The sequence below is a fragment of the Idiomarina sp. D18 genome, from assembly GCF_057748155.1.
Map to the genome: position 1 here is coordinate 1,239,548 of NZ_CM173240.1, position 13,839 is coordinate 1,253,386.

Annotated in this window: 12 protein-coding genes; 7 read left to right on the forward strand and 5 right to left on the reverse strand. The window is 37.7% G+C overall.

Annotation, left to right across the window (positions count from 1 at the left end):
- The first annotated feature begins 272 nt into the window (after positions 1–272).
- The 6 genes from hyoA to AC3AP5_RS05950 all read left to right on the forward strand — a co-directional run bounded on the left by hyoA (position 273) and on the right by AC3AP5_RS05950 (position 8,340).
- A complete protein-coding gene (hyoA, locus tag AC3AP5_RS05925; protein ID WP_487327228.1) occupies positions 273–4,589 on the forward strand; it encodes an NACHT domain-containing antiphage protein HyoA in 4,317 nt (1,438 codons plus the stop codon).
- Positions 4,590–4,824: 235 nt separating this feature from the next.
- Positions 4,825–5,049, forward strand: coding sequence for an addiction module protein (locus AC3AP5_RS05930; RefSeq protein ID WP_487327229.1), 225 nt, complete (start codon positions 4,825–4,827; stop codon positions 5,047–5,049).
- Complete coding sequence (locus AC3AP5_RS05935; RefSeq protein ID WP_487327230.1) at positions 5,046–5,342, forward strand: type II toxin-antitoxin system RelE/ParE family toxin; 297 nt, start codon at positions 5,046–5,048, stop codon at positions 5,340–5,342. Before AC3AP5_RS05930 ends, AC3AP5_RS05935 begins: the two co-directional genes overlap by 4 nt.
- 212 nt (positions 5,343–5,554) lie before the next feature.
- Positions 5,555–6,535 carry a PD-(D/E)XK nuclease domain-containing protein gene (locus AC3AP5_RS05940; RefSeq protein WP_487327231.1) on the forward strand — a complete coding sequence of 327 codons (981 nt, stop codon included), beginning with the start codon at positions 5,555–5,557 and terminating at the stop codon, positions 6,533–6,535.
- Positions 6,528–7,652: a hypothetical protein gene (locus tag AC3AP5_RS05945; protein WP_487327232.1), complete on the forward strand. Its 1,125-nt coding sequence runs from the start codon at positions 6,528–6,530 to the stop codon at positions 7,650–7,652. Before AC3AP5_RS05940 ends, AC3AP5_RS05945 begins: the two co-directional genes overlap by 8 nt.
- 1 nt (position 7,653) lies before the next feature.
- On the forward strand, positions 7,654–8,340 hold the full coding sequence (locus AC3AP5_RS05950; RefSeq protein WP_487327233.1) for a hypothetical protein: 687 nt from the start codon (positions 7,654–7,656) through the stop codon (positions 8,338–8,340).
- A 69-nt stretch (positions 8,341–8,409) separates the two neighbouring features.
- On the opposite strand, the gene AC3AP5_RS05955 is transcribed toward AC3AP5_RS05950, so the two are convergent.
- A complete protein-coding gene (locus tag AC3AP5_RS05955; protein ID WP_487327234.1) occupies positions 8,410–9,714 on the reverse strand; it encodes a tyrosine-type recombinase/integrase in 1,305 nt (434 codons plus the stop codon).
- Positions 9,715–10,007: 293 nt separating this feature from the next.
- Here AC3AP5_RS05955 and AC3AP5_RS05960 point away from each other — a divergent pair, with 293 nt between their 5' ends.
- Positions 10,008–11,147, forward strand: a complete 1,140-nt coding sequence (locus AC3AP5_RS05960; protein WP_487327235.1) for a tyrosine-type recombinase/integrase — start codon at positions 10,008–10,010, stop codon at positions 11,145–11,147.
- Between the two features lie 306 nt (positions 11,148–11,453).
- On the opposite strand, the gene AC3AP5_RS05965 is transcribed toward AC3AP5_RS05960, so the two are convergent.
- From AC3AP5_RS05965 to AC3AP5_RS05980, 4 genes are all read right to left on the reverse strand, one after another.
- A complete protein-coding gene (locus AC3AP5_RS05965) occupies positions 11,454–12,002 on the reverse strand; it encodes a hypothetical protein (protein WP_487327236.1) in 549 nt (182 codons plus the stop codon).
- A gap of 61 nt (positions 12,003–12,063) precedes the next feature.
- Entirely contained in the window at positions 12,064–12,207 is a 144-nt protein-coding gene (locus AC3AP5_RS05970; RefSeq protein ID WP_487327237.1) for a hypothetical protein, read from the reverse strand.
- Positions 12,208–12,279: 72 nt separating this feature from the next.
- Entirely contained in the window at positions 12,280–13,482 is a 1,203-nt protein-coding gene (locus tag AC3AP5_RS05975) for a hypothetical protein (protein ID WP_487327238.1), read from the reverse strand.
- A 20-nt stretch (positions 13,483–13,502) separates the two neighbouring features.
- The gene (locus AC3AP5_RS05980) at positions 13,503–13,787 is read right to left on the reverse strand and encodes a hypothetical protein (protein WP_487327239.1); all 285 of its coding nucleotides are present in this window, start codon (positions 13,785–13,787) and stop codon (positions 13,503–13,505) included.
- Between the last annotated feature and the right edge of the window lie 52 nt (positions 13,788–13,839).

Consider the following 13,839-nt stretch of genomic DNA (forward strand, 5'->3'; position numbering starts at 1 on the left):
AGGGGTAAAGAACCCGTTTTTAGTGGTCTTGCTTGTTCCCATTTTGATAATTTGGGAACAAGCCCAAAGTTAGCTTAAAGGCTAACTTCCGTAACATGATGTATACCTGAATAGTTTTAGCCTGGTACATGCGTGCAGCGGTAAGAAACTTGAACGTCTGAAACTTTTTGGCTTTCATAGCAGCAAATGTAGTCAAGGCAGAGGTAGAGTAGAGTAGACAATAGGTTGCAGACAAATACAGCTTTTACAAGTCCAAAGTAGCATTCAAAACAATGATAAATCGAACTTTCAACGATATCTCCAAAGATAGTATTACTGAAGCGGACAAGCAGCCTTTCCTGATCAGTCTAGGTTGGTCGCGAGGAACAACATGGAATGATTTGCTGCAATCAAAACGAATATTAATAATTTCTGAGGCAGGCGCGGGAAAAACTTATGAGTGCCGTGAACAGTCGAAACGTTTATGGGCTTCTGGAGAACCTGCGTTTTTTATTGAATTAGCTAGTTTGGCAACCCAAAGCGTTCGCGATCTACTAGATATGGAAGAGGAAGCGCGACTTGATTCTTGGCTTACTTCGCAATCTGAGTTTGCAACATTTTTTCTTGATTCGTTTGATGAGCTAAAGTTAACTTTGGGCTCATTTGAGCAAGCACTTAAAAAGCTTAGAAAATGTATCGGAACTAATCTTCACCGTACGAGGATCATCATCACGACAAGGCCAGTCCCATTTGACGAACAACTAGTAAAAAACACACTTCCTGTACCTCAAATCCCATCCTCTGAAGCTCACGAGGAAATGTTTGCAAAAATCGCAATGCGAGAGCACCAAGGGCAATCTGGCACTAAAAGTGATAACGATCCAGTGGATTGGCGAACTGTGGCTTTAATGCCACTATCGGATAAACAGATTGTACAGTTTTCTCAAAATCAAGGTGTGCATGAGCCGGAGCGTCTTCTTGAGGATTTACGGCGCCGGAATGCTCAAGAATTTGCAAGGAGGCCTCAAGATCTGATTGAGTTATGTGTGGATTGGAAGGAACATAAGCGCATCAGAACCCACCGTGAGCAGGTAGCTTCAAACATTAGAGTAAAACTTCTTCCAAACGGGGGTAGGTGTGAACCAGCTGAATTATCGGTGGATCGGGCTATTCAAGGCGCTAGCCGAATTGCATTAGCAGCTCAAATGACGCGGCGATTAACAATACGTCACAGTGCAGCGTCTGATACTGGTGAAGGCGAAGCGGCGTTAGACCCTGCGGTTATCCTATCCGACTGGAAGCCAAACGAGCGAAAAGCATTACTTGAGCGTCCGTTATTCGGTTTCGCTTCATATGGTCGAGTACGTTTTCATCATCGTTCAGTCGCAGAATATCTTGCCGCAACTAGGTTAGTATATCTTCGGGAAGAAAGAAGAATTCCGCTTAAAGCTCTTAAGCGGGTTATTTTCGCTGAAACTAAAGGAAAGATTATCGTCCGTCCGTCGAAGCGAGCAATCGCAGGATGGTTAGCTCTCAAGGAAGACGGGATCTTTGAACTTTTGAGAGACAACGAGCCAGCGGTGCTTATGGTTGAAGGCGATCCTGAGTCATTAACGAAAACACAACGAATCCAGGCTTTTCGTGCTTACGTCGCTCGATACGGCGGTGGAGGATGGAAAGGCCTTCAAATTCCAGATATACAGATCCATCGTTTTGCTTCGAAAGACCTTGCAGATGAAATCAAACAAGTTTGGTTTTACGGCGTAGAAAACCCGGATGTAAGAAGAATTATAATCGAGCTAATAGAGGCTGGAAGTATAAAATCCTGCGCCGATATTGTGTTCGGTATTACTCAAAATGCGGAAGCACCTAATATTGAGAGACTGATGGCTCTTGATGCTCTTTCCAACATTGGTGATGATAGGCTCTATGAAATATCTTCAGATATTGCGAATGCAAACTATCGCTGGCCTGATCAATTAGCACGCAGTGCATTGCTATGTCTTTTTCCTAGGTACATGTCGGTTAAACAGCTTTGCCAATCTCTTCGATGGATGAAGAAAGAAAATCGAATTATGGGCGAATTGAGTTGGCAACTGCCCCGCTTAATCTCAGATTTGACCTTGGATATTGCCATCTTTGAGAAACTTCGCGATGGTCTGGTGCGCATGGTCTCCGAAGGCCTAAAATGGCAAAAGGACTGGTTGCCAATATCGAGCGAACGCTCACACCTCAGTCAAGCGTTAGCCGCCACTTGTGTACATGGCCTCAATTACAGCCATAATGATAAATGGCTGCATGCTAGCTGCCTCTCGTTACGTTTATACGACCTGGATTATACCGACGAAGAGCCAATCAAGTTGCTTCGTAAACATCTTGCTAAATTGAGTGGAGATGACAATTGTCGATTATTCTGGATAGAAGATGCTTTGCTTCAGTCAATTCACGAAGTCAAAGACCCATGGAAGCGGCTAGCGAGGATCACAGTTCACAATCAAACGGTCCAACTCAACGCCGACCGGGATCTAAGCTGGGTATTAAAATCGCTTGGCGAAACTAATCGCAATGAAAATGATCGTGCGATGCTCTTAGAAGCAGCCATCCATTTATCATCGGGTTTTGATAATTTCCAAGAGCAAGTTCAAAAGCTTAGGCTTCTCATAGAGGACAAATCCGAGTTAGAGCAAAGAGTAAATGAATGTTTGAAGCCATCGAAATTCAATGGAAGATATCGTCAGTGGAAAGAAAAGCAGAAAGAACTGAAGAAACAAGAGGAACAACGAAAGAATCAACAACGCAACACTTGGGTTCAGTTTTGGCAAGAAGTTGCCAGTCAGCCCGAGGACGCATTCTCTCCTAAGCAAAGCCGGAATACAGCTTGGAACTTGTGGCGAGCTATGAGTCACGATGGAAACGACAGCCGATCGTCCGGCTGGAATCGCTATTTCATAGAAAGGTATTTTAACTCAGAAACAGCCGATAGACTGCGCCGTGTCCTGATGAAAATTTGGCGTGCCGATCGCCCTACCTTATCAAGAGAAAGACCAGAAAAAGACCGCAACACATTCTTTATAACTTGGCAGCTTGGTCTGGCTGGAATCTATTCGGAAGCAGAGGACCCCAATTGGGCAACGAAGCTAAGTAGTGACGAGGCCCAATTGGCCGCGAAGTACGTCCCAATCGAACTTAGTGGCTTTCCGCAATGGATAGAATCTTTAGTATGCGCGCATCCGGATGCAGTGGAGCATGTACTTGGACATCAACTATCATGGGAGCTCGACCAGCCAACCGGGCCGCATGGCTACTCTAATTTACTTAATGGAATTGTTTATGCACCTAACAGAGTTGCCAAACTTTTTTTACCGAGGCTCGAGTCGTGGTTGACTTCAAACGGCGATAGGAAGAATAGCTCTGATGGTTTACACGAAATGACCGAGAGACTTCGGCAAGTTATTCGCGTAATGCTTCATAATGGAGACTCTACAGAACTTGAGAGAATTCAAGAAATAGCACAGCAAAGGCTAACGCTAGAATTAACGTTTGAGGAACGTCTTGTCTGGATGTGGGCACTCATGCAAGTTAATCCGAAAATAGGCGTAGAAAAACTATCGGCCCAGGTCCTGAACATTGAGCCCGACGATTGCTCCGAAGCCGTTAGGTGGTTCGCAAGCCTATTTGGGGAACGTCAAGACGCCCTTGATTTAAGCCGCGAAAAATTCACTCCCCAAATACTGCTATGTCTACTTCGTCTTGCCTATACGCATGTTCGTGTCCAAGACGATGTATTCCATGAAGAGTCCTATTCTCCAGATACTAGAGACTATGCCGAACAAGCACGTGGCAATATTGTTAAAGCGTTACTCAACGCGAGAGGGGAAGAAGGCTTGGCGGCAAAACTTGAAATGGCCAGAGACCCCTTGTGCGCTCATTTTAAGGATCGAATTCTTACAGTGGCAGAAGAGAACTGGGCCCAAGACGTCGATGCGAACGTTTTTACTCTGGAGCAAGCAGTAGATCTCGATAGAAAAGGTGAAGCGCCGGCTTCAACAAATGAAGCCATGTTTTCCATTATGAAGGATAGATTGTCAGACCTCGATGAACTATTACTGAGAGATGCTTCACCGAGAGAAAACTGGGCCGAGATATCAGATGAGAAAAAGATGCGTCGCGAAATTGCTCGCGAACTAGATAATGCATCAAACTCACTCTACACAGTGGATATGGAGGCTGTAACCGCAGACGAAAAAGAGACCGACATAAGGTTACGTTCTGTTATTTCAAAGCATGAAGCAGTAATTGAACTCAAACTTGGTGATTATCGCACTGCAAAAGATTTGCTAGCTACGATTAAAGATCAACTTGTTAAAAAATATATGGCTGCGGATCACAGCAAGTCAGGAGCTTTACTTGTGACCCTTTCAAAAGATCGCCAATGGCAACATCCTATTGATAGAAAAATGATCAGAGCGGAAGAGCTGTTTACCATGCTCAAGGAAGAGGCTAAGAGGATTGAAGAGGCTATGGGAGGAGGCACTTACATTACAGTACACTTTCTTGATTTGCGTCCTAGGTTACCTCTCGAGTCTCAAAAAAGCCTAGGCGTTAAGTAATTATGCGCAATACAACAAGTAAAACTATGGTGATATGGGCATATGCGTGTTCCCGTTACGTTATTTTGGTACCCAGCTTGGGAGCAAGGACTTCCCTTGCTTCACGAACATGATGTATGTTTGAAATTTTGAGCCAGTGCACCTTAAATACGTCTTATACTTGGGCTTTATCAGCTGGTATCGTGTTCAAAAGCGTGCCAAAATTAGTGAAGGCTCAAGTTACGGAGTTGCAGAAATGGAACTTAAAAAAATTGAAAGTGAAGCGATGCATCTGTCTGCAGAGGATAGAGCACATCTACTTCAAAAGCTCGTAGAAAGTATCGACTCTCCTTCGGCTGATGAACTCAAATCTGAGTGGTTATCAGTTGCTGCAGATCGGGCCGAACAATTAGATTCAGGCGCAGTAGATCCTGTTCCAAGCGATGTTGTATTGAAAAAAGCTCAAGCTCTGATTAAATGAGCTATACATTTCACCCTGCAGCAGAATCAGAGTTTCTCGAATCTGTCGGTTACTATGAGTCAAAGGTTAAGGGACTTGGTCAGGCATTAATTAGAGAGTTTTCTGGTCTGGTGAGCTTAATTATCGACAACCCTGACGCTTGGCAAGTTGAAGCAAGACCAGGAGTCCGAAAGGCCCCGCTTAGTCGCTTTCCTTTATCGATAATTTATCGGCAATCCAACGGCAGTATTCAAGTTCTTGCTATCGCACATCACAATCGACGCCCTCAGTACTGGCTTGGCCGCGCACTCTAACCGTAATTTCAAACTAAGACTCCGATTCAGTAGAATCTGGGAAGTCCAATTCGCTACCGCTAAAATTACCGCACTTGTCTTATAGACCTGTGTGGATTACTGTTAACTTAAGTCACTTAACTCTCACATAAATATAAATATTTTTGGTTTACTGAGTTGAAAATAAAACCCAGCAACGATAGCTTCGATTGCTAGTATGAGGACCGGCTTGTATGAGTGAAACTGAGAACATAAGCCGCTTAGCGGAGATTGTATCTAAAGACCTTTTCGGGTGGTTTAAGTGGCATAAAGCCAAGCCTACCAATGAAAATTGGGAGTGTGTAATTAATCACCACTCCAAGAACACGCATCCTTCTGATGTCGTTTTTTATTATGACGATCCTTACTCAGGCGATACTCAATACGTCAATACAGATTTAAAGAGTTATGCAGCCAAAAGCATAACGAAAGGAAGTATAGAAACAGCATTAACTAGTTTAGCTCTCTCAGTAGAATGCGCCAACGTAAGTCAAAGTTGGCAAGACAAGTTTCTAATGAGCGACGAAGCCTTTGGCCAAGTGTCAGGCCTACTTTTTATTTATAACCACGATGATCAATATGACTTAGACTTTAGTTCACGTTTAGAACAGGTCGATTTCTCAGCAGTGAAAATTGCTGAGGATAATTTCATAACCGTAATGGGCCCTGATTTAATTAGACGCCTCAATGATATAGTTCAGGACATCAAGAGTTTAGTAGCCTCAGACGAGCTTCCCCGTAAAGAAGGTTACACTTTTTTTTATCCTGACTTAATAAGAGCTAGACGTAGTGGAGACGAATGGGATAAACCAGCCACATTGCAATCGCTGACTGCTCCCTGGCTCATAATAAAGCATCGTAAAACAAATGATCAGCCAGAAGGTTTTCTGATCTATTACAATCTCAAAGGGGATACGGTTGAGGAATTTATTTACTTAATTGATGCTATGTCTCATTACCAAATGTTCAGTGGCGATTTGGGTATCCGGATTAGATTTACAGAGTCGGATCACAATGCTTCCCAGAACTTTGAGAAAGCAAAACACGAATACCTCAGGATGTGGGGCGATGATGAGGGGCGGCAAAAACAGATGTCAAAAATTGAAGTTAGAAAAATAGATCAGTTTGCGAGGATGTTTAATCCAATGGAAATAGGTATGCGCGAAAATGACTAAGTTCAACGGACCCTCAATCTATATTCCTACTGATAAAAATATTTATGATGCTTTGCAACACAAAAAGATAACACTAAAGCATCTCATAGAGCTACTACGAAGTCGCGGCATACTGGTATCTGAGCACTCTTCAAAAGATGCTCTAGTAGAAAAAATTTCATCAATGACATTAAGTTACAGTGACTTCACTTGGATCGGTCAGCTGCTCGAAAATTCAAATCGAAAAAGTAAGGTCACGCACTCAAAGCTTAGTGGTAAAACAACTGCAAAGCAGATTGATAGCGCATGCAAAACTCTTAAGACAGACCTAACATCTGACTCGGACGATTCGATAAAAGTCACTAAAGAGGGTAGCAAAACGACCTTTAAAGTAACTTATATTGATTATGATTTCACAAAGACAGAATTGAGGCAGAGAACGCTAAAGACATGCGATATCGAGATCGAGCATGGTGATGATGAAGTCACGTTCAAAATGCCATCAGATAAAAAGGCTGAAGAAGTAGTCAAGAAATTGAAATCGAAAATACAGGATAATGTTAAAAATGACCAAGGTGACGAGTTAGAAGAGGTTAATATATCACTTGAAAGCCTTGACGATGTAGAGGTTAGAAGCGGCTTTTTCGACTCGTTAATCAGGAATATCGATGGATTGACCTTTGATACAGTCACCAATGTCAGTATATTCAATAACGATAAAGCCCCCTTGGATGAAGATGAAGATGAATACGATGATGAGGGAGAAGATGAAGATACCGATGCAAGATTAGCTTCGTATATCAATAAAGCCGCTTTTGATGGTGCCGGAGTTCTTGAGTCTAAAGAGTTTCAGCAACTACATGAACGCGGTTTTTATATTTACAGAATAGTCTGGACTGCGGAAGACACTGTAAATGAGAGAAAAAAAGTTGAATTTGAAGCTCAGTTTGGTAACCCATCACTTTGTAATGAATTTAAGTATTGTATTAGAGGCGTTTATAACTTTAATGATCGTACCGGACAACATAATATTACAAGACGACACCCCACACCATTAGAAATACGAAAGTATACAAGCCAACTCCAGATTTCCTCGGAGCAAGCGCTTGAAAGTGCGAAGTTGGCATTTGGAGAGTGAAATGGTTAGATACAAGTGGTTGCAAGCATATTTACCTCTGGACATTAAAGAACTTGCTCAAAGAATGCTTGATAACGAGTTTGCTGATGCTCGACAAGAAGGCTTCATTATTTCAAAATCGACTAATACCGAACTATCTGGCAAGTACGTCGAAAAAATTATTAAGAAAGAGATGGTAGAAGATCCATTCGGAGTTGCTATTGAGACAGAATCGATTGATTTTTATACGTGTCGCTTTTTAATTCAAGCCAATTCTAAGTTCATCAGAATAGTCACTCCGCCTCGCTCTCTTCGTAAATTTATCAATGCTTTGCGCGAGATTACAGGTTTTGGATTAATAGTTTCCGAGCCTTCTGTGGATCCCCAGAGTTGGTTACGAGCACTCACAAAAGTTGTCGATAACCTCGAATTAGTCAACATACGTTCTTCTGGTATTAAAGCATCAGATTATGCGTCAGCCAAACTGGAGATATCGGGAAGCCGTGATGTCACAGAAGCATATAGGATTATGCTCGATGGCAAAAGGCATACTGTAGACAGCTTAAAGTTTATCGGCGATAAAGATGGATATAAGTTCAGTGGGGAAATCGGTAAGCGTGCAAATCTTAAATTGAATGGCAAAGGTTCACCAGAACTATTGCAGCTCCTAGGTAAACAACTGGATTTTCTCTTCAAACATGAGAAGTAATATGCTCTTTAGTCAGTGTTTTATGGTGAAATACAAAGCCCTAAAGACGTTCTAACAGCCTTAGATGATTTATTTTCTACCTTGTGACACGACGATCCCCCACCACTCCATCATTTCAACCCGTTCATCCCAATACTCAGCTTTATGCGAATAAGCGCCCTTCACCTTGTTTGGTTCAACGTGTGCTAATTGACGCTCAATAGCGTCAGAACGAAACTTCTGGTCACTCTCATGCAGCGTTGACGATGCCGTGGTTCTAAAGCCATGTGGCACAGCCTTTTCTTTCAAGCGTCCATCCGGGTAATGAGCATTATCCTGGTACTTAAGGTAGGTTTTGGCGATTCTACCGTCTTTGGTATCTTTCGCCTTCGGAAAGTAGCCCATTTTGAACATAGCCTGTCGCATCGTATTATCGGACATTGGCTCACCGGGCTTGGTTTCAGACGGAAATAGCAACTCATAATGGCCAGTAATACGTTTTATACGTTTAATGACATCAAATGCCTGAGTCGATAACGGCACCTCATGTGGCCGCTTCATTTTCATCCGCTCTGCAGGTATCGACCAAACCTTGTTATCTAGGTCAAACTCATCCCAACGAGCGCCTCTAAGCTCCCCTGAACGAACAAAGGTCAGAATCAGTAGCTCAATCGCCAGTGCTGTTAACTCCCTACCTGTCTCAGTATAACGAGCAAGATCCTGCATAAAGAATGGTAGGTTATTAATATCCAGGGCTTCTCGGTGAACAACCGGTTTGGAAATAACTTTGACGGGTCGCAGTAAACGAATGTCGACATCGTCTTCGAGTGAGTATTGATCAACGACGTATTCAAATAAACGCTGTGTATCGTCCGCTATTCTCTTGGCGGTTTCATGGTGACCCTTCGCCTCAACATTCTCAATTAAACGTCTGATATCCTCTTTACGGACGTCAGTAATTAGCTTGTCACCCAGTTTTTTAAGGATGCCGTTTTCAAGACGTTTCCAAACTCTCGCCTTGTGGTCTTCAGACCAGATCCGCGCCGTTGCCTGGGATTGATATTCCAACCATTTAGCAGCATAAAAACGTAAACTGTTATCATTCGTATTCGTTGATTTTGTATCACCAGGATCAACGCCGTCAGCCAACATAGCTTTGGCTTTAATAACTCCATCTTTTGCTTGTTTGAGAGTTACTTCAGGAAATACACCCAGCGCCAGCGTCTTCTGCTTTTTACGAAACCGGTACTTTAAACGCCAATACTTACCGCCCTGCTTTCTTACAAGAAGCCTTAAACCGGTGCCACCTGCTACCCGATACCATTCATCACGGTCCGAGGGTTTGAGGTGTTCGACGTGCTTATGTTTTTCGATGACTAGCTTGTCGTCTGCCATGGTGCTACATCCGCATAACCGAATTGATATAGCACCAAAAGTAGCACCACTTAGTATCGATTTGCAACGATTTAATGTAGACAGAGGTAATCAGGATTTGCCTTGAAGCCCAGTATAATCAATGGCTCGCGGCATTTAATAGACTTTGAAACAATCGGAATTGGTGCCCGGGGCCGGACTTGAACCGGCACGCTGTTACCAGCGAGGGATTTTAAATTAATCGGTTGTATTTTTTCCTGTTTTGTTTCAATATCTTATAAGGTCATTTTGAAACTATAACAGAGTCTATAACAGTGAAACTATATCAACACCCTAACGAAAAAGCTTTTTTATACACCCAACAAGGCAGTAAAAAAATCTATATGGGCTATTATAGTCCAGACGGTAAAAGACGCTTAAAATCGACTAAAACGGACGATTTAGAAGAAGCAAAGGTAAAACTTCAAGAGCAGATTTTTTTGTTAAATGCTGAAAAATCTGGGCAGATAACGATCCAACACGACAATAAAAAAACGGTTGGATATATTGCTAAGCAAGTTATTAAACATTTAGAAGAAACAAAACACCCAAAAACAACTTGGACAAAAATAAAAACAAGACTTGAAGAAATAATTGATCTTTATGAAAATTATGATGTTAGAAAACTTAAAAGAAAAGAGTTAAAAGAAATTTTTGAAATACCAAGATCCAAACCTCAACTGTCCTATTTAAGAACAGCATTAAACAAGATTTTCGAATATGCTGAGGATGAAGAATATATTGATGGTAAACCAACCTACCCAAAACCAATAATTAAACCATTCGTAAAAAAACGTTTTCCTTTAACTTTTAAACAGTATAACGAACTTTTAACCTTTTTAATGAGGTTAGAAAGCAACGAAAAAAACAAACTTAGAAAAGAAAATAAAAACCTTTTGATTTTTATGTTTCAACTTTTATATTCAACAGGGGCAAGAGTTGGAGAGTTAAAACGGTTAAAAATGAGTAATATAAATATATCAAACAGAGAAAACGAAAATAATTATATTTATTTACCAGTATCAAAAACAAAACCAAGACAGATAATTATTCCAGATTTAGCAGTTTATACAATAAAAGAATTTACAAAAAATAAAGGTAAAAATGATTATTTATTTTTAAGAGAATACGATCAAGAATTTCCAGAATTTTCAGATATAGTAAGAAACTTAAAAAAAGAACATCCAGATTTTTTTAAAAAACACGATTTAGAAAATTTTGTTATTTACAATTTAAGACATACATTTATAACCAGAAAAATACAGGAAGGTAAAAAATTGTTTATGATTTCGCAACACTGCGGAACGAGTGTTAAAATGCTACAAGATCATTATTCTGATTATATCGTTTCGTCTAATTATGATAATGTATTTACTGAAAAAGAACGGTTGAAATCTATTAATTTATTTGATTGATTGCAAATTTTTTAAGTTTACGTTTTAGAATTCTAAAAAAAGCAATCGGAAAAGTTTACTTTGTTTTTTTCTGAATAAAAATATAAGGGCTTAATAGCCCTTTATTTTTTTAATTAATAATAATAATAATAATTTTAAAGGCTTTTTTAGGTCTTTTTTAGGGGGGGTTTTATTGTTTTAATGTATTCACCTATCAAATAAAAAAAAGGGCTTAAAAGCCCTTTTTAGGATATATTTAACAATTAACAAAAGGTGGAAGTTTTAAAATATATCCTATTTTTAAATATTACATATATTTTTTTATTTTCAATAACCTAAATAATAATTTTGACAATTAAACTTTCTACTTTTTATTTCATCATATGTTTTTTTACATACCCACGACTTATTAAAAGTATTTTTATTTTCTAATTTAGATCCATTTTCGCAAGAATATAAATCATTTCCACACAAATCAACCAAAGGCTCATTATTATTATTTTTCATTTTGTCGCAGATTTCTTTATCACCTCTTTTATTTTGACAAGTCCAAACTGCAACATCATCTTTTTCTTTTAATTCACCTAATACCTCACCACTATCACAAGAATAAAAGTCATTACTACAACTTGGAGGTGTATAAACTGTATATTCTTGGCAACCTGGTAAATCTAAATCAACTGCAGATCCTAAATAGCAGTTATGGGCGGTTTCTGCTTTTATAAATCTGGGTTGATTATCTACATATATAGGGTAATAATCAGCCCCTAAGCCTTTTCCTTTTGTTCTTGTAATATCGTTATTAGCAAAAACAAAATTATTTATATTTGTTATTGATAAAAAAATTATTAATGTTATTTTAATTATAGTATTCATTAGTTTACTCCGATTTTTTCTTTTTTATTACCTCCTTTTTTATATTGTGAGGTTTTAATTTTTATTGATCTTTATTTTCTTTTTTACTTTTCAAATAAAGTTCAAATTCTAATTTAGAACTATTTTTTTTAACTCTTTCTAATAGTTCTTTTTTTCTTTGTTCAAGTGGTTTTTCTTTTGTTCTTAATTTAAAATTTCTTTTCATAAATCTCCCATTTTGTTATATTTTCATATTAACATAAATACAACAAAAATCAAATAAATCATTGACTTTTATTTATTTTTTCGGGCTTTTCTTTTTGTCTAAAATTCTTAATTTTTGTTCTTTTGGTTCTTTAGTTAAATTTATAACTTCATTTATTTTTTCTTGGTATTCTTTATATTCTTCTTCTCTTTTTAAATCCTCTAGTTCTTGTTTTGATTTTTTAACATTATTACTATAATCAATTTCTGCCTCGATACGACTTTTAAAGGTTTTACTTAACCAATCTTTCATATTACTTAAAAAGTTATTTATTTTAGTATGAAGTTGATTTAAAATATTTTGTAAATTATTATATTCATCTTTTAAAAGTTTATGTTTTTGATTTAATAAATGATTATCATATTTTAGATCATTTAATTTTTTATTTTCTTTTTCTATTTTTTCATTTATTTTTAAAATATCTTGTTCTTTTTGCTTTTGTTCTTCTTGTTTTCTTTCTTGCTCTTGTTCAATTCTCTTTTGTTTTTCTCTTTGTTCCTCTTGTTTTTTAGCAATTAAAATTTGGTTTTTTTCAATCTCTTTTTGTTTTTGGGCAATATATGCATCACGATCTAAATGTTCTTTTTCCGTTGATTGTTTTGATATACCTCGTTTAAAGCCTAATTTTTTAAATGTTTTAGCGGCTATTGTTTGAAAATCAGAAAAGGCAGGATTGACCTCCTTTTTACCTGTTTCAGGGTCTGAAACTTTTTTTTGAATTTTTTTAAGAGGTGATAATTTGTTTTTAAAATCATAATTATAAAAGTGAACATGAGCGTGAATATTTCTTTTAAAATTGCCATTTTCATCATCATACCCTTCATCCATATGAAAATGAAAACCAAGCGGCTCAAAGCCGTATTTTTCTTTTATATCTTGACAATATTCATCAATATATTTTTTAAAAAGTTCTTCAATATATTCTTTTGATTTACCTTTTTTTTCGGCTAATCGCTCAATTTTTTCAAATTGATCACGGCTAAAAATTAAAAGATGTTCAAAACATTCATTAAAATCTTTCCTAGGTCTTTTTTTATTTATCTCTTTATATTCTTTTCTACAATCCGAAAGTTTACGAAATTCAAAAGAAAAATTATTTTTCGTATATTCACCTCTAACCGACTTAGTAGCAAAAGCGTTATAAGTTTTATCAACTATTCTTTTACAATGTTTTAAAAGTTTAGTAAAAGCATTTTTTTTATAATATTTAGTTCTTATCGCAACAAAATTATTCATTCTCTAAATTTTTATTTTTTTTAAAAAGGCATTAAGGAATATTTATTTTTACCAAGTTTATACATAAATCCAGTTTTAATAACTTTCGTTAACGTTCGTTCTATAATGTACATTTTAGTATCTAATTTTTTAGACATTTCGGACTTGTTTATAATAAAATAATCTTGAAATAAATCTTTTTTTTGAATTGTTTTAATATGTTGTAATATAAAATAAAATATTTTTATCTCATTTTTTGTTAACTCTGCTTCAACAATCATTTCTAAAATTACTAGTGCTCTATCGTCATTAATTTCATTATTCATTTTTTTTCCTTTTTTATTTTTGTTTATATATTTTTTTTAACATAGAAATAAA

What these genes read in the sequence shown, in the direction of transcription:
- AC3AP5_RS05980 (WP_487327239.1), bottom strand. Translation starts at nt 13,787, where the DNA reads ATGAATAATGAAATTAATGACGATAGAGCACTAGTAATTTTAGAAATG.
- AC3AP5_RS05970 (WP_487327237.1), bottom strand. Translation starts at nt 12,207, where the DNA reads ATGAAAAGAAATTTTAAATTAAGAACAAAAGAAAAACCACTTGAACAA.
- AC3AP5_RS05965 (WP_487327236.1), bottom strand. Translation starts at nt 12,002, where the DNA reads ATGAATACTATAATTAAAATAACATTAATAATTTTTTTATCAATAACA.
- AC3AP5_RS05930 (WP_487327229.1), top strand. Translation starts at nt 4,825, where the DNA reads ATGGAACTTAAAAAAATTGAAAGTGAAGCGATGCATCTGTCTGCAGAG.
- hyoA (WP_487327228.1), top strand. Translation starts at nt 273, where the DNA reads ATGATAAATCGAACTTTCAACGATATCTCCAAAGATAGTATTACTGAA.
- AC3AP5_RS05945 (WP_487327232.1), top strand. Translation starts at nt 6,528, where the DNA reads ATGACTAAGTTCAACGGACCCTCAATCTATATTCCTACTGATAAAAAT.
- AC3AP5_RS05940 (WP_487327231.1), top strand. Translation starts at nt 5,555, where the DNA reads ATGAGTGAAACTGAGAACATAAGCCGCTTAGCGGAGATTGTATCTAAA.
- AC3AP5_RS05935 (WP_487327230.1), top strand. Translation starts at nt 5,046, where the DNA reads ATGAGCTATACATTTCACCCTGCAGCAGAATCAGAGTTTCTCGAATCT.
- AC3AP5_RS05950 (WP_487327233.1), top strand. Translation starts at nt 7,654, where the DNA reads ATGGTTAGATACAAGTGGTTGCAAGCATATTTACCTCTGGACATTAAA.
- AC3AP5_RS05975 (WP_487327238.1), bottom strand. Translation starts at nt 13,482, where the DNA reads ATGAATAATTTTGTTGCGATAAGAACTAAATATTATAAAAAAAATGCT.
- AC3AP5_RS05955 (WP_487327234.1), bottom strand. Translation starts at nt 9,714, where the DNA reads ATGGCAGACGACAAGCTAGTCATCGAAAAACATAAGCACGTCGAACAC.